General features: G+C 58.9%; 16 protein-coding genes. 8 read left to right on the top strand and 8 right to left on the bottom strand.

Annotated elements, in window-relative coordinates:
- Nucleotides 1–12: 12 nt before the first annotated feature.
- Complete coding sequence (gene hypF, locus VMC84_RS02170) at nt 13–2,259, bottom strand: carbamoyltransferase HypF (RefSeq protein ID WP_325377690.1); 2,247 nt, start codon at nt 2,257–2,259, stop codon at nt 13–15.
- A gap of 122 nt (nt 2,260–2,381) precedes the next feature.
- On the opposite strand from hypF, the gene VMC84_RS02165 reads away from it, so the two are divergent.
- Entirely contained in the window at nt 2,382–2,897 is a 516-nt protein-coding gene (locus tag VMC84_RS02165; protein ID WP_325377688.1) for an ArsR family transcriptional regulator, read from the top strand.
- Nucleotides 2,898–2,899: 2 nt separating this feature from the next.
- Complete coding sequence (locus VMC84_RS02160; protein ID WP_325377686.1) at nt 2,900–3,673, top strand: winged helix-turn-helix transcriptional regulator; 774 nt, start codon at nt 2,900–2,902, stop codon at nt 3,671–3,673.
- Between the two features lie 178 nt (nt 3,674–3,851).
- Here VMC84_RS02160 and VMC84_RS02155 read toward each other — a convergent pair whose 3' ends face one another.
- Nucleotides 3,852–4,412 carry a hypothetical protein gene (locus VMC84_RS02155; RefSeq protein WP_325377684.1) on the bottom strand — a complete coding sequence of 187 codons (561 nt, stop codon included), beginning with the start codon at nt 4,410–4,412 and terminating at the stop codon, nt 3,852–3,854.
- A gap of 255 nt (nt 4,413–4,667) precedes the next feature.
- Here VMC84_RS02155 and VMC84_RS02150 point away from each other — a divergent pair, with 255 nt between their 5' ends.
- Both VMC84_RS02150 and VMC84_RS02145 read left to right on the top strand, forming a co-directional pair.
- On the top strand, nt 4,668–7,121 hold the full coding sequence (locus VMC84_RS02150) for a DUF5814 domain-containing protein (protein ID WP_325377682.1): 2,454 nt from the start codon (nt 4,668–4,670) through the stop codon (nt 7,119–7,121).
- A 32-nt stretch (nt 7,122–7,153) separates the two neighbouring features.
- Nucleotides 7,154–7,582, top strand: coding sequence for a PIN domain-containing protein (locus VMC84_RS02145; RefSeq protein WP_325377680.1), 429 nt, complete (start codon nt 7,154–7,156; stop codon nt 7,580–7,582).
- A 220-nt stretch (nt 7,583–7,802) separates the two neighbouring features.
- Here the strand turns inward: VMC84_RS02145 and VMC84_RS02140 are convergent, their stop codons facing one another.
- A complete protein-coding gene (locus VMC84_RS02140) occupies nt 7,803–8,069 on the bottom strand; it encodes a hypothetical protein (protein WP_325377678.1) in 267 nt (88 codons plus the stop codon).
- Nucleotides 8,070–8,199: 130 nt separating this feature from the next.
- Between VMC84_RS02140 and VMC84_RS02135 the strand changes: the two genes are divergently transcribed.
- On the top strand, nt 8,200–8,469 hold the full coding sequence (locus tag VMC84_RS02135; RefSeq protein WP_325377676.1) for a hypothetical protein: 270 nt from the start codon (nt 8,200–8,202) through the stop codon (nt 8,467–8,469).
- A 31-nt stretch (nt 8,470–8,500) separates the two neighbouring features.
- Here the strand turns inward: VMC84_RS02135 and VMC84_RS02130 are convergent, their stop codons facing one another.
- On the bottom strand, nt 8,501–10,012 hold the full coding sequence (locus tag VMC84_RS02130) for an AMP phosphorylase (protein ID WP_325377674.1): 1,512 nt from the start codon (nt 10,010–10,012) through the stop codon (nt 8,501–8,503).
- Nucleotides 10,013–10,368: 356 nt separating this feature from the next.
- Here VMC84_RS02130 and VMC84_RS02125 point away from each other — a divergent pair, with 356 nt between their 5' ends.
- Nucleotides 10,369–11,121: a DUF5667 domain-containing protein gene (locus tag VMC84_RS02125; protein WP_325377672.1), complete on the top strand. Its 753-nt coding sequence runs from the start codon at nt 10,369–10,371 to the stop codon at nt 11,119–11,121.
- A gap of 33 nt (nt 11,122–11,154) precedes the next feature.
- On the opposite strand, the gene VMC84_RS02120 is transcribed toward VMC84_RS02125, so the two are convergent.
- The 3 genes from VMC84_RS02120 to VMC84_RS02110 form a co-directional block, all read right to left on the bottom strand.
- The gene (locus tag VMC84_RS02120) at nt 11,155–12,231 is read right to left on the bottom strand and encodes a glucose 1-dehydrogenase (protein ID WP_325377670.1); all 1,077 of its coding nucleotides are present in this window, start codon (nt 12,229–12,231) and stop codon (nt 11,155–11,157) included.
- Nucleotides 12,228–14,510 (bottom strand): CDC48 family AAA ATPase, encoded by a 2,283-nt coding sequence (locus tag VMC84_RS02115; RefSeq protein ID WP_325377668.1) that lies wholly within the window; start codon nt 14,508–14,510, stop codon nt 12,228–12,230. The genes VMC84_RS02120 and VMC84_RS02115 overlap by 4 nt, the downstream gene beginning before the upstream one ends.
- A gap of 132 nt (nt 14,511–14,642) precedes the next feature.
- A complete protein-coding gene (locus tag VMC84_RS02110; protein WP_325377666.1) occupies nt 14,643–15,500 on the bottom strand; it encodes a polyprenyl synthetase family protein in 858 nt (285 codons plus the stop codon).
- A gap of 176 nt (nt 15,501–15,676) precedes the next feature.
- Between VMC84_RS02110 and VMC84_RS02105 the strand changes: the two genes are divergently transcribed.
- Nucleotides 15,677–16,183: a hypothetical protein gene (locus VMC84_RS02105; protein ID WP_325377664.1), complete on the top strand. Its 507-nt coding sequence runs from the start codon at nt 15,677–15,679 to the stop codon at nt 16,181–16,183.
- A gap of 326 nt (nt 16,184–16,509) precedes the next feature.
- On the opposite strand, the gene VMC84_RS02100 is transcribed toward VMC84_RS02105, so the two are convergent.
- Nucleotides 16,510–17,085 (bottom strand): S26 family signal peptidase, encoded by a 576-nt coding sequence (locus VMC84_RS02100; protein ID WP_325377662.1) that lies wholly within the window; start codon nt 17,083–17,085, stop codon nt 16,510–16,512.
- Between the two features lie 33 nt (nt 17,086–17,118).
- Between VMC84_RS02100 and VMC84_RS02095 the strand changes: the two genes are divergently transcribed.
- Nucleotides 17,119–17,625, top strand: coding sequence for a peroxiredoxin family protein (locus VMC84_RS02095; RefSeq protein WP_325377660.1), 507 nt, complete (start codon nt 17,119–17,121; stop codon nt 17,623–17,625).
- Nucleotides 17,626–17,998 lie beyond the last annotated feature (373 nt).

The following is a 17,998-nucleotide window of genomic DNA, read 5'->3' as shown; positions in this document are numbered from 1 at the left end:
CAATTTTTATGCTTACGACGAAAGATCCGCGATCATGTCACGGGCGAGCACGGCCTGCCCGAAGGATACTCCGCCGTCGCCGCAGGGCAGCCTGTGGTTCGTGACAAAGCGCAGGCCCTCGTTTTTTACGTAATCCTCGATGGTGCGGCCGATGGCCGCGTTCACCGCTACGCCGCCGCTGAAGCCTACGACAGGGGCTCCGCTTTTTTTCGCCGCCTCGCACGCCTGCACAGCGAACGCCCGGGCCAGCGAGACCTGGGCCGAGGCCGCGATGTCGTGCTTATTCTCGCCCTGGCCCATGGCCTCTACGACGGCCTTAAGCAGGCTCCGGGAGTCCACCATGTTCCGGCCGTCCATCTTTACGATGTCGCAGGGCAGGCTGACCTTTTCAGCGTCGCCGGCGAAGGCGTAGCTTTCCAGCTTCATAGCCGGCTCGCCCTCGTAGGTGCGCCGGTAGCACACGCCCAGCAGAGCGGCCACCGCGTCGAGGACCCGGCCCGCGCTCGACGAGTAGGCCACGTTGATCTTCCGCTCGATCTGCTTAAGGATCACCTGCGCCTCGGTCGCCCCCATGTTCGCCTCCATGATTTTCAATAGTTCGCCGTCGTCGACGCTGCCGTATAAGATGCCGGCGACCATGCGCATGGGGAACTTCGTGGCCAGGTCTCCTCCGGGCATGGGCACTGGCAATAATCCCGCCGGGTGCTCCCCGCCGTGGAAGATCTCTCCGCCCCAGACCGTGCCGTCCTCGCCGTAGCCCACGCCGTCCATGGCGACGCCCACGACGTCGTCCAGCTCGACGCCCTCGACGACGAGCGACCCGATGTGGGCCCGGTGGTGCTGGACGGTGACCACGTCGGCGCTGAAATGCTGCGCGATCTCTCTTCCCAGGCGGGACGAGAGGAAGGACGGGTGCATGTCGGTTACGACGACCTCCGGGATAACTTTTGTCATCTTAAGCAGCCGGTCCACCGTCTCCTTTAAAAAGTCCAGGGCAAGAGGGTTGTTAATGTGGCCCAGGTGGTGGGACGTGTAGCAGAGATTATCCCTGTATATGGAGATGGACGAGTTCAGCTCGGGCCCCATGGCCAGGATGGCCCTCGGCGAGCTCTTTTTCATGGGGAACATGGCGGGCGCGTAGCCCCGGGCCATACGCGTGAAGAACATGCCGTCGTTATACCGGAGCACGGAGTCGTCGCACCGGTTCAGTATCCGCCGGTCATGCAACAGATAATAGTCCGCGATGCCCCTGAGGCGCCGGAACGCCTCCTCGTTGTCCCTGACCATGGGCTCGGATGGGAGGTTGGCGCTCGTCATGATGAGCGGCTCGCCGATGTCCCTGAAGAGCAGGTGGTGGAAGCCCGTGTAGGGCGTCATGAAGCCCACCGTGTGCAGGCCCGGCGCCACGGATTCGGGCACGCCCGCCCTGCGGCGCAGCAGCACGATGGGGCGCTGCATGGAGTCCAGGAGCCCCCGCTCCCCGTAGTTGACGTACGCGTACTTCTCGATGATGGGCAGAGGCGCCATGAGAGCGAAGGGCTGCTCGGGCCGGTTCCTGCGCTGCCTCAGCCGGGGCGTCACGTCCATCTTACAGCATAAATGAAATCCGCCGACGCCTTTTATGGCCAGAATATTGCCCTCATTGAGGAGCCGGATGGTCTCCTCCAGCGGTGGCGTTAAAAGTTTGCGGTCTTCGCCGTACAGGAACAGCCTCGGGCCGCACTTCGGGCAGGAAAAGCCCTGGGCATGGTAGCGCCTATTATGGGGGTCCCTATAATCGCGCATGCAGTCCTCGCAGAAGGGGAAGTCTGTCATCGTGGTGTTGTCCCGGTCATAGGGCAGGGTGTCCATGATGGCATACCTGGGGCCGCAGTCGACGCAGGAAGTCGCCCAGTAGCCATTAAAGCGGCTCTCGCCACGCATGTCCTCCAGGCAGTTATTGCAGATGCCGGTGTCGGGCGGGATGAACCCGCCGAAGCCCGACGCCGAGCTTTTCTCGATGTGAAAATCGTGATAGGCCCCGCTATACGGCTGCTCCGCCACGTCGAGCGAGTCGATCCGGGACAGCTTCGGCCCGTGCCCCATGCCCTCGACGAAGGCGTCCACGTCGGAGTCCTTTCCCTCGGCCACGACCTCCACGCTCGTGCCCAGGTTCTTGACGTAGCCATTAACAGAATGAGCGACGGCGAGATTGTGAACAAAGGGCCGGAACCCCACGCCCTGGACGATGCCGCGGGCCAAAATCCTCACTTTTTTCATAAATCTTTCAAAAAGTTTATTGCCGATTTGTGATATATTTTTCTATCGAAGTTATTTACTGAGAGGCCTAACTATTAATGGTGCTAATAATAATAAAGTATATGCCGGGAGTTTAATTTTAGATGGAGCCGACCGTAAAAAGAACCAAGATCATCAATGACCCAGCCGACCTGGTGCCGCTTCTGCAGGTCTTTAACTCAAAGCTGCACTCCCAGGTGTTCAACGAGATATCCGCGGGCTGGAAGACGGAGGAGGAGCTCCAGGAGATCACCGGCAAGGACGTCAGCAAGAGCTTAGATGCTTTAAAGCAGGGCGGCCTCATCGAGAGCCGGTGGAGGATGCCCGCGCCGGGCGAGCCGCCGGTGCTCGAGTACAGGACGTCCTATAACGAGGTCCGGGCCAACTTCCAGTGCTCGATGAAGGAGCTGAGCGAGCTCATCATGATCGCGTTCTCCATGGACGAGAGCTTAAGGAAAATGGCGGAAAAGATGGAGAAGGAGATCGAGGGCGGTAACGCCTCCCTGGTGAACCTTTCCCGGATATTCGACCGCAGCCCCACTTTTTTAAAGGGCGTCGCCAAGCGTTCCCATAACATCGTGGTCAAGGGGCAGAGACTGGAGATCACCCGGGAACGATAGCCATGGTCCTGGAAAAGAAGAGCGAGATCACCCGATTCCAGATCCTGGTAGAGACGGCGGCCAGCCAGCCCCAGATCAAGCAGAGTGAGATCGCCGCGTCCCTGGGCATCACGCCCCAGGCCGTGTCCGAGTACATCAAGAACCTGATCGAGGACGGTTTAATTACTTCGGGCGGCCGTGGCCAGTACAAGGTCACGCCCCTGGGCGTGGAGGCCATCATCGCCGGCGCCCGGGAGCTCCAGGACTACTCGAAGTTCGTGCTCGACAACGTCGTCGGCCAGGTGAGCGTGTGGCCGGCCATCGCCGCCGCCGACCTGAAAAAAGGATCCCCCGTTAGGCTGTTCATGGACTGCGGCATCCTGTATGCGGGCTCCGGCGCAGAAGGCGCAGAAGGCGTCGCCGCCGGCGACGCCCGGAGGGGCGAGGACGTCGGCGTGAAGGACCTCAGGGGGCTGATATCGCTGAACACGGAGAGCGTCCGCATCATAAAGATCCCCCCTGTCGAGATCGGCGGCTCGAAGTCGTGCGACGTGGAGAAGCTGAAGCACGAGCTGGAAGGCCTTGTGGGCGTCGCGGGCATCGAGGCCCTGGCAGCCCTGAACAGGGCGGGCGTAAAGCCGGACGTGATGTTCGCCGCCGCCGAGGTGCTGGCCGAGGCCGCGGTGAAGGGCGTGAAGGGCACGCTCGTGATCACCGCCGACCTGGCGCCGCAGGCGATACAGAAGTTCGAGGCCACGGGCGTCGCGTACACCATCGTCGACATCGGCCTTCGATAAAGCCCCTCGAAAAATAATAAGCTGCTCGAAGACTGTTTCAGCCACGAAGCTACTCGAAGCTGGCCTGAAGTTACACGAAGAATTTTTAAGCCTTATGAGCCGGACTGTCCAGCGTGTCACAAGGAACAAGGCACAACGTGTTCATTAATAGATTGCTTAGAGATAGTATTGAAATCTCTTAATTCCACTTCTTCAGTGCCAGCTTAAGTTTTCTAAGGTGCTCAGGGCAGTAGAGATCCTCGAGCGTCAGGCCGGGGAACTTCTCGTCCACCAGGGCGCCCATGCAGGCGCTGCAGGTGCCCACATCGTAGACGCCACACTCGGAGTTGATGCAGCGGCCCGGGTTATCGCAGTGGCCGAAGTCGCCCGTAAAGAGCTCATAGAGCTCGTGCAGGGTGACGACGAGCAGGTACGCGTCCAGGCTGCTCCGCCCGAAGCACTCTTCCGAGACGGGCTCAAAAACTTCGGGTACGCCGATGAAGGTGAGCTTTCTGTAGGGAATATTAACGCCGGTTACGGTCACGTCGTCCCGCCACCCCGGTGAAACGTCCTCGTTATCGATGAAAATTATCCGCACGCGATCCTGGGGGTCGTGGGAAAGCTGGCCGTAGAAGAAGCGCTTAATGGGATTATTCCCCTTCGGCTTCAGCGAGGGGTCGTAATCGAGCTCCATGCCGAAAAGCGACTTAAGGGACTGGCGCAGCATGGTAAAATCCCGGTTCGTGACCGCTCGCAGCATGATAATACCATAAGAATGGTTTGATATAAAAAGCATAGCTAAAAAAGGAATGATATAGAGAATTTACTTCTTCTTGGGCTTTGCCTTGGCAGCAGCCTTCGGCTTGGTCGAGCATCCACAGGATTTACACATTGCGTTTCACCTCCGCCGCCATTAATAAAAATCCGTTATATCTTCTCACTTAAATATTTATTCCTCAAGCGCCCGGCGTAGAATAAGGATTTATATATGGATGTGTAAATCCTCGTCCCGTCAATGTCATTGTTTATTGTCATCACGCCGTACAAGAAGGACGATTTTAAGGTCTACCCTATCCGAGATGGCGGCAACCCCCTCTTCGTCGGCGTGCTTTCGCTGCAAAAGACCGACAAGGGCATGCGGCCCCTGAGGATACGGATCGTCCGGGAAAAAGAGGACGAGTACCTGCCGGTCGCCTCTTTCGTCGACCTGCTCAAGGCCTCGTCGGCCATCCTGGCGGCGTCCATGGACCCCGCCAGGGACGCGGCGCTGGACAGCATGCTGGAGGCCTATCAACTCGGCTCGAGCAAGGTGAGCGTCTGCCGCTTTTGCCTCATGGAAGACCGGATCACGTTCAAGACCCCCGACATGGTCCGGTACAAGGACGAGCTCATTTGCCTGGACTGTGCGAAAAAAGAGCTGAAGCGCGAGGTCTCCTACAAGGGCAGGATCACGAAGACGGGCCTGGAGCGGCTCGAGTCGCTTTTAATAAAGACCAGGGACCTGGGCCGGATCATCGCGCTCCTGACGCCCTCGAACCTGCCCCCGGAGCTGACCAGATACGACGTCATACCGGCATCCCCCGACCGGGTGAAGGCCGTTAAGGTCGTCGACCTCGGCCTGGACCCCCGGCTTAAGCAGGCCCTGAGCATGGACGAGCTCCTGCCCGTGCAGGCGAAATCGGTGCAGGCCGGCCTGCTCAAGGGCGAGAGCCAGCTCGTCGTCTCGGCCACCGCCACGGGCAAGACGCTCATCGGCGAGATGGCGGGCGTGAACAGCCTCCTCAATGGAAAAGGCAAAATGCTGTTCCTTGTGCCGCTGGTGGCGCTGGCAAACCAGAAGTACGAGCAGTTCAAGAAACGCTATGGCTTCTTAAAAGTCGGAATTCGCGTGGGCACCTCCCGCATCGCGCTCAATAGTCTTAAGATGAACGTGAACCTGGGGTCGGACATCATCGTGGGCACCTACGAGGCGCTCGACTTCGTGCTGAGAAAGGGCGAGCCGCTGAAGAACGTGGGCACCGTGGTCATCGACGAGGTGCACATGCTGGAGGACGAGGAGCGGGGCCACCGCCTGGACGGAATGATCGCCCGCCTGCGGGCCTGCGCCCCGAACGCGCAGTTCATATTCCTCTCCGCCACCATCGGCAACCCGAAGGAGATCGCCAAACATCTGCACGCTAAGCTTGTCGAGTACGAGCACCGCCCAGTCCCCCTGGAGAGGCACCTCATCTTCGCGGGCTCGCACGAGAAGAACCGGCTCATCGAGGAGTACGCCTCCCGGGAGTACGCGAAGACATCGTCCAAAGGCTTCCGCGGCCAGACCATCGTGTTCACGAATTCGAGAAAGAAGTGCCACCAGATCAGCCAGTCCCTCCGCATCCAGTCGGCGCCATACCACGCGGGGCTGACGTACGTCCAGAGAAAGAGCGTCGAGGACCGGTTCGCTAAGGGCGAGCTGAAGGTCGTCGTTACGACGGCGGCGCTGGCGGCGGGCGTGGACTTCCCGGCCTCACAGGTCATCTTCGAGTCGCTGACCATGGGCCGGGAATGGCTGTCCGTGAGCGAGTTCCAGCAGATGCAGGGCCGGGCGGGCAGGCCGGACTACCACGACCTGGGCAAGGTCGTCATCCTGGCGGACCCCGAGTACGATCTGTCGGGCGAGACCGAGGAGGAGGTCGCGTTCCGGCTGCTGGGCGGCGGCGCCGAGCACGTGAACGTCCTCTACGACGAGCCCGAGCAGATGGAGGAATGTTTGGCGAATGCTTGCATCGCCTCCGCCGAGGCGGACATCCGCCACATGAACGAGGCCACGCTGGGCATCTCCAGCGACACGAAGTACCTCATCGATAAATGCGTCGACAGGGGCCTCATGGTAAGGGAGAAAGGCCAGGTGCGGAACACGCCGCTGGGCCGGGCCGTCGCCACCCACTTCCTGAAGGTCGAGGACGCGTTCCTCATCCGGGACCGCATCTACAAGAAGGCGTCTCCGCTGGACATCGCCGTTGAACTCGAGCCTTTTGAGGCGGCCTATTTCCGGAACGCCGACAGGCTATCCAGGATCCTGGGCGTGCAGGTGCCGTCCAGGGCCTTCAGCCCGGCGAGCCTGGACATCGTGTTCTCCGGGGAGTCGATCGCCAAGATGGACCGGAGCCTCCAGGCCCAGTTCACGGACTTCGCCCGGGAGTTTTTAGACTGTGTCTGCGAAGACGCCCCCTTCTGCGGCTGTCCGGAGCGCAAGTTCAGCAAAAAAATAGTCGAGTACCGGCTCCAGGGCAAGGACCCCCGGGGTATATCAAGGGCGATCGCCGCCGACTACGACCTGAGCGCCTTCGACGGGGACGTTTTAGGCTATCTGGACCGGCTGACTAGAAACCTGGACGCCATCGGGGAGATAGCCAGGATATTGGGCAAGCACGACGCGGCGAAAGAGGCGAAAGCGCTGGCCCAGAAGATCGAGGACGCAGAATAGAAATACCCGGAAGGCCCATAGATTCTCTTATCATGTCTATCGTGAAGAGCCGGCTGCGGCTGTACCTGAACACGGACGTCATTTGGAGCCTGCTGACGGACGAGCCCGGGAAGGGCGAGAACGTGGCGAAGCTGCTCTACCAGGCGGCCGACGGCAAGTACCAGGTGCTCGTGTCGGAGCACACCGCCTACGAGCTGCTGAAGCTGGGAGTCCCCCTGGATTATATTAGCCATGTTCTTCGGCCCCTGTTGCTTTTGAACGGCAGCGACATCCTGGTTGCCAACTCCGACATCATGCGGTCCGCCGAGCGCACCATGCGGCAGTACGAGATGCCCTTCATGCGCGCCCTCCACGTGGTCTTCGCCCAGAGGAACAACTCGCTGGTGCTGACCCGGGACCTGGACTTCATCAACGCCGCCCGCAGCCTCGTCGGCGTCATGACGCCCGAGGACCTGTTATAAAATATCATTTATTAAAATGTTGGTGCCGCCTGGTGTAACCTTGGTGAGGCTTGGTGATATAAAAATGTTGGTGCCGCCTAGTGTAAACCTGGTGTGGTTGAGACAACAGTTGCTCTCAAGCGGCACCAAGTTTACACCAGGCCGCACTAAAATATAATATAATCACCAGGGGGCACCAGGATTACACCAAGTCTCACAAACATTTTTTTAAAAAAGATCATTAGAGGTTCAGCTTTTTGAGCTCTTCAAGGTATAGCTGCGCCGCCTTATCCTCATCGCCGCCGGCCTTCGCGAGAAACTCCTTCCAGACGGCTTCCTCGATCGCGGGGACGGCGGGCGCGCCCCGCAGCCGGTCCTTCAGGGCGCCCTTCTGGTAATCTACAAGCTCTTTTTGCAGGGCGATGACTGCATCCTTACGGTCGGCGTACTGGCCTTTCTTCATGGCGGCGTCGATCTCCGCCTGGATGTCGACCTTCTCCTCGCTCATCGTAATACCCTGCAATGGCGCGAGAGCATAAAAAGTTATCGTTCGAAAAGCGGATATACGGCCGCGTCGATGGGCGTGTCGCCCAAAAATTTTAAATATCTTATTGTATAGCATTGATTCAAGGGTACTTATGACATATGTAGACGATGACGACTTTGATGACATGGAAGCCGGCGACAGCGACGAGCTAAAGAGAGACGAAGCGGGCAGGTGCGACGAGTGCGGCCTCAAGGTAAAGAAGGAGGACGTCGTCCAGTGCCACATGTGCTCGGCCGTCTATCACCGCTGGTGCGCGGGAGAGGAATGCAACGTCTGCAAGACGCCGCTCGAAATCAAGGCTGAGGTAAAGGTCAAGGCTGAAGTAAAGGCCGAAAAGCCACGGAAAAAAACAAAGCGGTAATGGGCGGCTTATTAAAGTCGCCACTATAATTCTATACGACCTGGACCTTCTCCAAGACCATGCCCTCGACGTACATGATGGGGTCGCGGAGGGACTCTTTGATGGCCGCGTCCAGCTTCCATTCCTTATCGGCGTAGATCGTAAACAATCCATCGCCCCTTTTCACGTACTCGCCCTTCTTCCTCTGGATGAGGATGCCGGCGCCCTTGTCGTGGGGCGCGCCGGCGGTGCGGCACACGGCCACGAGGCGCTTATTATAGATTTCCAGGACGTAGCCGTCCTGCGGCGAAAGGACCGTCGCGACCTTGTCGCCCACCGGGACGGTCTCCGAAGTGACGTTCGGGTCGCCGCCCTGGACCTCGATGATCTCCTTGAACTTTTTCAGGGCCCGGCCGCTCTTTACGACCTCCGTGGCCATCTTCTGGCCCTCGCCCCGGGCCGACACGCCGCCCATCTCCAGCATCATGCCCGATATGGCGATGGTCTTCTCCATGAAGCTCGTGGGGCCCTCGAACTTTTCGAGCATGGTCATGGCCTCTTTGACCTCGAGGCCGCCGCCGATGGCCCGACCGACGGGGGAGCCCCCGTAGGTGATGGCGCACTCCACGCGCATCTTCAGCCGGTCCCCCAGGTCAATGAAGTCCCGGGCGAGCTTGCGGGCCTCCTGTATGGTAGCGATCTTGGACTCGTTGCCCATGGGGATGTCGAGCACCATGGTGTCCGCGCCCACGGCGAACTTCTTGGCCATGACGGATGCTATCAATTGCGATTTCGGGTCGATGGAGAGAGGGTACTCGACGCCGATGATCTTGTCGTCCGCGGGAGCGATGTTGGTGGCGCCGCCCCACACGATGCAGCCGCCCACCTTGGTCGTCATCTTCTTGACGTCCTCGGCGCTGAAACTCACGGGCGCCAGGATCTCCATCAGGTCGGCGCTGCCTCCGGCGCCGGTGATGGCCCGGCTGCTGGTCTTCGGTATGAGCAGGCCCGCCGCGGCGATGATAGGCACCACGCCAAGCGTGATCTTGTTGCCGGGCACGCCGCCGATGCTGTGGTGGTCCATTACGGGGTGGGTATCGAAGGAGACCTGGTCGCCCGTCTTGACCATGGCCCGGGTCATCCATTCGATCTCGTCGGCGTCCATGCCATAGATGTAGGAGGCCGTAACGAAGGCGGTCAGCTCCACTTCGGTCAGGTTCCCTTCCACGATGTCGGCGATGATGTCGTGCAGCTCCTCGCTTGTAAGCTTCTGCTTATCCATCTTTTTCTTGATAAAGGAGACAGAGCTGGGCCTGCTTGCGGGAAGCACCTCTATGACCTCATCGGGGATCGCCTTGAGCGCCTCCCATGCTTCCCTGTACACGCCTAAGCGGCCGGCCGGCACGATGGCGTCAGTCGTCTCCACGACGGCCGTGATCGTATCCCTGTTCTTGACCTGCACGCGGTCGCCCGCGTGTACGCCAAGCTCGTCTGCATCCAGGGCATTGAGGATGACCTCGTAGCGCCCGACCTCGATGTCGTATGGCTGTGCCTTCATTTTCATTGGCCTTACCTCGCTGCAAAATAGGTATTGGTAATAGTAGCCCATAGGCATTGATGGCAAATATACTTTTTTTAGCCTTCCTGGGCCGTACGGTATGCCGGCCATGCCGTAATATCGTAAATATTTTCCACTTAAAATATCGCTTTATTTTAGATTTAAACGTTCATTATGGTTTAAAAACTAATTTTAAAACAATTTAAACCTTATAATATTTTATTGAACTGTATTATACGTTTATTAACCATTTAAACCCATAAAAACGCTGAACATGCTTATCTACCATCGATACATAAAGGGATGACTGTTGTAACGGTTGCGGCCCGTAGGAGGCCGCCAGTACATTGAGAGGTAATGATATGATGAAGAAAGTCATCGCGGCATCGATCGTGCTCGCCACGCTTGCGGCGCTCGTTCCCACGGCGCTCGCGGACGGGACCGACGTGCAGCCTTACAATGGATGGATTGGAGCGGATTCGCCCCTGTACTCGGTCAAGATATTCATACAGAACGTGGATGTATTCCTGACCTTCGACAACACGGCCAGGCTGGAGAAACAGATGGCCTACGTTGACGAGAGGCTCTCGGAGGCCCGGGCCATGGTACTGGCCAATAACACGGAGGCCACCGAGGCCGCGCTCGACCAGTACGAGAGCATGCTGGACGCGCTGAACGAGACGTCGGGAGTGGATGGCATAAACGACTCCGTGTATGCCAGCCTGTCGCCGATGCTGTATCATCACCAGCAGTGCTTCTACGGCATGATGAACAACTCGAGCGTGCCAATGAGCATCAAGGGCCGGCTGCTGTACATGTGCAACCAGACCATCAAGATGAAGAACGGCATGCCTTTCTACTACTATAACGGCACGCAGTACTTCATTCCGCCGGGACATATGAATAAGATCACCAACGGCTCGAAGGTACCGCCGGGCCTCGCAAAGAAGAACTACACGATGCCGACGCCGACCATCGCGAACGGCAGCATCGCCTGGCCCTGGGACGAGATCAACTTTAAGTACGGCAACAAGACGGTGCCCACATTAAGGCCCATGCCCACGCTGGAGATCAACGGAAAAAGCCACGACAATGGCCACGGCAATAATAAATAAATGATTTTATAGTTGGAGGAGACGCGCCCCGGGCTACGAAACGACGACGGCCGCCTTAATATCCTCTTCATCGCGGCGCAGGGCCCGGGGCGCGTTCACGAGGCTCTCTTTTTTAGTGAACAGCTTTTCCATCAGGCCAGGCCATTTTTTTCGTATGGAGAGCATACGGTCGACGCTCTTCTCGAAGTCCCGGCGGCTGGCGCTCACGGTGCCGAACGCCGCCTTATTGTTGAGCACCATCTCCATGTTGATTCGGTCGGTCGGCATACTGTGCTCTTTTTTCCCCGGGGATAGCCCTGCCATGCATACGATGCCGTTCCTGTTGACGAGGCCCATGGACTCGAACGCGAATGTGCTAAAGCCCGTAGCATCGACGATAAGGTCGAATTGGCCGTACTTTTTCGGCAGCGAATCCAGCGGTTCCGCGTTCACGTCTATGTAGCGGGCCCCGGAGGCTTCGGCCGCTCGGGCCTTAATGCTCCCCCGCTCCCGGGTGGCCAGCGTGTACGTCTCCAGCCCCATGTCACGGAGTATGAACGTCGCCAGCAGGCCCAGCGGCCCTGCGCCCAGCACGAGGGCTCGGCGGGGCTCCCACAGCACGCGTTGCTGTATGCGAAAGGCCTCGAAGATGCCCTTCTCTGCAACGCTCAACGGCTCTAGCAGGCACCCAGTATCAAGAAGCTCATGTGGCAGGCCTATCAGGTAATCCATGGACTCCGAATAGTATTCGGCCATATACCCGTGCAGCCCTTTTATGCCCCTCTCCAGGTAGTCGCCTGTGATGCAAAAATCCGGCTGATGGTTCCGGCAGTTCAGGCATCGCCCCGGGCAGGGGCGCCTGACGGTGGCCACGACGGCGTCGCCCGGCCTGGTGCACCGTACTCCGGCCCCGACGGCCTCCACGATGCCCACGGCCTCGTGGCCGATGACTAAAAAATCGCAGCCCTCCGGGGCCTCGCCGTACAGGCCGGCGTTTATGTCCTCGTCCGTGCCGTCGACGCCGGCCATGTGCACCCGGACGAGCGCCTCGCCCTCGCGGCACCGGGGCCTGTCGATGTCGATGACGCGTACGCTGTCCCTTCGGCCCGGCGTGCAGACGGCCGCCCTCATATATACATGGACCGCTCGATCTCGCGGCTGCCCTTCCGCTTGAGCTCGCCGCCGATGTTCTGGTAGTATCGGACCGTCTCCTCGGTCACCGAGGGCTCGGTCATCTTGAGCGCCTCCATGAAGTGCTTCCGCCTCACTACGACTGCGTTGAGGTCCTCACGCAGGGCTAGCCGGCCCGCCTTCTTGCACACGGAGGCGATGTCCGCGCCCGTGAAGTTTTCCGACCGGTCAACCAGCTCGTTCAGGACGACGTCGTCGGCTACGGGCATGCGCCTCATGTGGACCTTGAAGATCTCCCGCTTTGCGCCCCGGTCGGGCACCGGCACCAGAATTATCTCGTCGAAACGGCCGGGCCTGAGCAGCGCCGGGTCGATGATGTCCGGGCGGTTGGTCGCGCCGATGACGATCACGCCCCTCAGCTCCTCAAGGCCGTCCAGCTCAGACAAAAGCTGGTTCACGATGCGCTCCGTGACCCGAGGCTCGCCGGCCGCGCTGCCCCTCACGGGCGCCAGCGCGTCCAGCTCGTCCAAAAACACGATGGCTGGCGCCACCTGCCGGGCCTTTTTAAAGACCTCGCTGATGTGCTTCTCGGACTCGCCGTACCACTTGGAGAGCAGGTCGCTGCCCTTGGCCGTTATAAAATTCGCCTGGCTCTCGTTGGCGATGGCCTTCGCGAGCAGCGTCTTGCCCGTCCCGGGCGGGCCGTAGAGTAGCACGCCCTTGGGCGCATCCACGCCCACGCGGCGGAACGAGTCCGAGTAGCGCAGGGGCCACTCGACCGCTTCTCTTAACAGCATCTTGACCTGGGAGAGCCCCCCTATGTCCTCCCAGGTCACGTTCGGCACCTCGATCATTATTTCCCGGAGCGCCGAAGGCTGAATGATCTTCAGGGCCTCCTCGAAGTCGTGCCGGGTGACGCGCAGCCGCTCGAAGATCTCGTGGGGGAGCGCCTTGTCGGTCATGTCGATGTTCGGCAGGACCCTCCGCAGCACGTTCATGGCGGCCTCCTTGCATAGCGCGGCGATGTCCGCGCCCACGAACCCGTAGGTGCGGTCGGACATCTCGTCCAGGTCGACGTCAGGCGTGAGCGGCATGCTCCTCGTGTGGATCTGGAATATCTCCTTCCGGCCCGTCTTGTCCGGCACCCGGAGCTCGATCTCCCGGTCGAAGCGGCCCGGCCTCCGCAGCGCGTTGTCGATCGCCTCCGGCCGGTTGGTGGCGCCGATGACGATGACGTTCTTCCGGGTCTTCAGGCCGTCCATCAGCGAAAGAAGCTGGGCAACGACGCGGCGCTCCACCTCGCCGGTCACCTCGGCCCGCTTCGTGGCGATGGAGTCCAGCTCATCAATGAAGATGATGGCCGGCGCGTTGCTCTCGGCGTCCTTGAACACGTCCCTGAGGTGCTGCTCCGACTCTCCATAATATTTGGACATGATCTCCGGCCCGTTGATGGACGTGAAGTACGCTTCCGACTCGTTGGCGACGGCCTTTGCCAGCAGCGTCTTGCCCGTGCCCGGCGGCCCCAGGATGAGCACGCCCCTGGGCGGATCGATGCCCAGCCGCTGGAACAGCTCCGGGTACTTCAGCGGCAGCTCGATCATCTCCCGGATCTTTACTATTGCGTCACGTATCCCGCCCAGGTCCTCGTAAGTGACCTCGGGCACCTCGTCCTTCACGACCTCAGTCGCCTCAGGCAATAGCTGTATTTCCGTCACCTCCGTTATCTTGACCACGCCGGCCGGCACGGTCGACGCGATCGCCAGCTTCACCTCGCCCAGCCCGAACGAGGGGCTTGAAAAAAAATCCCTGAAGAACTCCTCGAACATCAGGTTAGAGTTGAATGATTGCGACGGCGGCGTGTACGTCGACGTGGAGACGATGTCCCCCTGGCACACGGGCCGGTTCAGGAACGACGCCTGCAGGCTCTCGGGCGACGCATAAATGCGTATGCCCTTCTGCACGGGCATGAGCACGACCTTCTTCGCCTCGCTCCACTTAGCTTTAGTTATCTCGACGAAGTCCCCGAGGGTGGTGCCCGCGTTGTGCCGGACGATGCCGTCGATGCGGACGATGTCCAGGTGCATGTCCGATGGAAAGGCGCTGCCCACGATGGCCGCGGTGGAGCGCCGCCCGCCGATCTGGACGATATCGCCGTAGGACACGCCGATCTCCTTGATGTGGCGCTCGTTGATGCGCGCGATCCCCCGGCCTACCTCCCGCTTATCGGCCTCCGCCACCTTCAGCCTGACCCGGGCTTTCTCTGCATTTTGCACAGCCATCGACAATCCTCAAAGTAATTGTATATAATTATAAATATATTTACAATTAAGATTTTAAGTTATAATATAAAGATGAAATCGGTGGTTTTAGCGGCCGCGCGGGCCGTAGAAAAAAGGTGGACCGGCAATGGCTTACTTTACCTTTACGCCGTTATAGCTCCTCAGCAGGTCTACGAGCTGGACGAGCTTTCGCTTTGCCTCGGAGTCCGGGTAACCGGAAAGCGCCTTATCGATCTTCGCTATGCGCTCCTCAACCTGTTTCATACACTGGTCGATGGCCTCCTGGCGCGACACGGTCTCGGCATAGACCAGCGGAAGAATAAAAGACTTCAGGGCAGACTTCTTGTGCTCGTCATCGATCTGCGTGAACTCGATGAGGTCATCCACGATCTGGTACGCGATGCCGAACTCTAGTCCCATGAGCCGGCAGGACTCCGCGTGCTCTTCGTCGGCGCCGCCGATGCGGGCGCCTATCTCGAAGGATGACTCGAACATGACCGCCGTCTTCTTCCGCACGCACTCCACGTAGTCGTCCAAGCTGGGCTTGATCTTGCGCGACTTTACGTCCAGGAGCTCGCCCTCCGCCATATAAAGCCCGGCCTTGCTAAAGGCGTATACTACCTTCGGCTCGTATTTCGACATGAGCATCGTGGCCCTCGAGATCAGATAATCCCCGCTCACCATGGCCATGAACAGGCCGAACTTCTGGTGGGACGTGTCCTCGCCCCGCCTCTTCAGGCCTTCGTCCACGATGTCGTCCTGTATGAGGGAGGCGGTGTGGATGCACTCCATGGCGAGCGCCGCGTCCGTCGCGTCCTCGATGCGGCCGCCGTTCATCTCGGCAAGGAGCAGCACGCTGACCGGCCGGAGCCGCTTACCCGCCGTCTTGAGCGAGTGAGCTATGCTCATTTTGATCTCGGGCAGCTCGACTGCGCCTATGACCCGATCAATGCCGGCATTGATTGCCTCAACCTCTTTCCATTCCTGCATCGCTTATCTTCCTTCGATTACATTTACGTAAGGGTATTATGTGGTGTATATTCTCTGATTGGATAAAACGATTCCTATTTCGCGGGCATGAAAAAAATAGTTAAATGGGGCATACCAAAAGATTTAAGCGAGTGCTTCGCATTTTAAATCATAGTAAGGTAAGGGAAGTATCACTAATGGATGGTGCAGGACCTACAGTTTTTGAGCGGATAGAGCAAAAGCTCTCCGCGCTGGGCGTGCATGTGAATAACTCGGACATCGCCGAGGCCCAGAAACAGGTGGACGCGAACCTGAGCGCTAACCAGGCCGACATGGAAAGTAAGCTGGCCAGGCTGGAGCTGAAGGTCGTCGAGCTCGCCAGGCTGCTGGACGGCGCCCTGTCGGCAATGGAGTCCGGCAAAGGCCAGACCGTTATTGCCCCCGTGGGAGCGGAGGATAGGCATGCTGCGGAGCCGCCGAAGACGGGCGGCCATAAGATTAAGAAGCTTCAGCAAAACCCCGCCACGGGCGTCATCGAGGAGGTAGAGGTCGAGGATAACCCCGCAGACCACTTCATCGTCGCGGACGGCCGGGGCCATTTCGCGGGCAGCATGGCCAAGGGTAACGACGATCAGTCCCAGCATAAGAAGAGCGTCTTCATCGCCGCCAGGGACGATGAGCCGGTCAAGCAAAACAAGAAATAAGTTAAGCGGATTCGCGCCCTGATAGTAAGCATCACATCGAGCATACTTAGCTTTGCTTATATTAATTTAGAACATCAGAATAACGATGTTTAGGCACCCATCCTTTTTTATTAGTATGATTGCCTGATGGCAAACGATAAATCCAGAACCATAGATTAGGCGACGCTAACCTTTAAGCGACGTTAACCTATTTTAACGTAAAATACTGCGGTCGTCGAGGCGTTTTGGGCGAGGCCGCCATCACAAAACCTTCAAAATAATGGCCCTTCGGGCAATAAAGCGCGACCGGAGCCACACCATAAAACATGGCGACGCTACGGGAAAACTCATATGAAGGAACGGAGCAGGCCCAGGTAAGGTATGCGGAGGCGGGAGACGCCCAGGATCCACTCGGGCTTCACCGGCTCGCCGGGCGAGATCGACGTGCTCTGGTCGTAAAAGAAATTGTTGTCCCCAAGCGTCAGGAAGCCCGCGTGCGGCGCCTTCGGGCCGCCCGGCCACATGGGCTGGCCTGCCTCGACCCAGCAGACGGCCCGGTGAATGACCGGGATGCGGGAGCGGTCGCCCATGGGCGCGTAGACGATGACGTCCCCGTAGCCGTTGAGCATAGAGTAGCCGCTGGAGGCTGCGGCGCAGCCCGGGGTCACGTTCACCCGGTCCAGTCCACGGAGAATTATTAAGTCGCCCGCCCTCAGGTTCGGGTACATGCTGGAGCCGTCCACGCTCACCATGGGCGGCCACACGCCCGCGTAGAGATACAGCCCTCCCGCCAGTACGAGCACAAAGGCCAGAGTGAAGGCCACGTCCTTTAGCAGGCCCCTCGCGAGATCATCCCCTATCGATGCTTGAAAGTCGACCTTTAAGAATATAAAAGCGAGCCGGGTTTGATGATAATTCGGCAAAATTCTTTAAAACGGTCCCGTGAATTCTTTAGCATGTATAAGCTGATGCTGCGCCTGGACGTGGGGAGCCGGGCCGAGGACTTCACGCTCGTGGACTTCAACGGAAATGCTGTCAGGCTCGGCGATATCAAGGGCATCGTCTTCCTGACGTTCTACCGGGGCGGGTTCGACCGGGATTCCGTCAGGTATCTGAAGGCGCTGGCCGAGAACTACCCGGGGCTCGGGGACCTTGGCGTAACGGTGGTCGCGGTCACGCCCGAGCTGCCGGAGAAGGTAAAGGGCACCGCGGAGTCGCTCTGCCTGCCGTTCGTCGTCCTTTGCGATCCCGACCTGAAGGTCTCGCGGCAGTACGACGTCTACGATCCCGTGATGAAGTGGTGCTGGCCCGCGGGATTCATCATCGGCGAGGACGGGGTCATCCAGTACGCTTTCCGGGGCGTCAGCCCGCCCAACACCCCTCCAGTCCCGTATCTAATGAAAAAGTTCGAACAGATGCGGGGGTCGAAAGGCGATACCGCCGGCCGTGCCGCGGCCCGATAGCCCTGCTCCATAACATATTTTCTTTAATTTTATTGCTGTGTTGAATTACTCCCGTATTTTAAGCTTTTTAAGGGCACGGAGGGCACTATTTTTCACCACAAAGGCACGAAGAGCACGGAGGCTCACAAAGTTTTCTTTTTAGATTAAGTTACAAAGTACACAAAGCCGGTTCATTGGCGATCAGGATACGAAGGTGGAAATGGCACGATGGAATGAACATGATAGCACTTTTTCCATGGTGCCTTCGTATCCTTTGTATCTTAAAAGTTCAAAAAGCGGGCTCTGTGCCCTTTGTAACTTATATTTAAAAAGGCTTTGTGGGCCTTAGTGAACTCCGTGCCATTGTGGTGAGAATAGTGCCTCCGTACACTCC

Origin of the sequence: Methanocella sp. (assembly GCF_035506375.1) — an archaeon.
Taxonomy (GTDB): Archaea; Halobacteriota; Methanocellia; order Methanocellales; family Methanocellaceae; genus Methanocella.
This window is presented reverse-complemented; position numbering and strand designations above follow the sequence as displayed.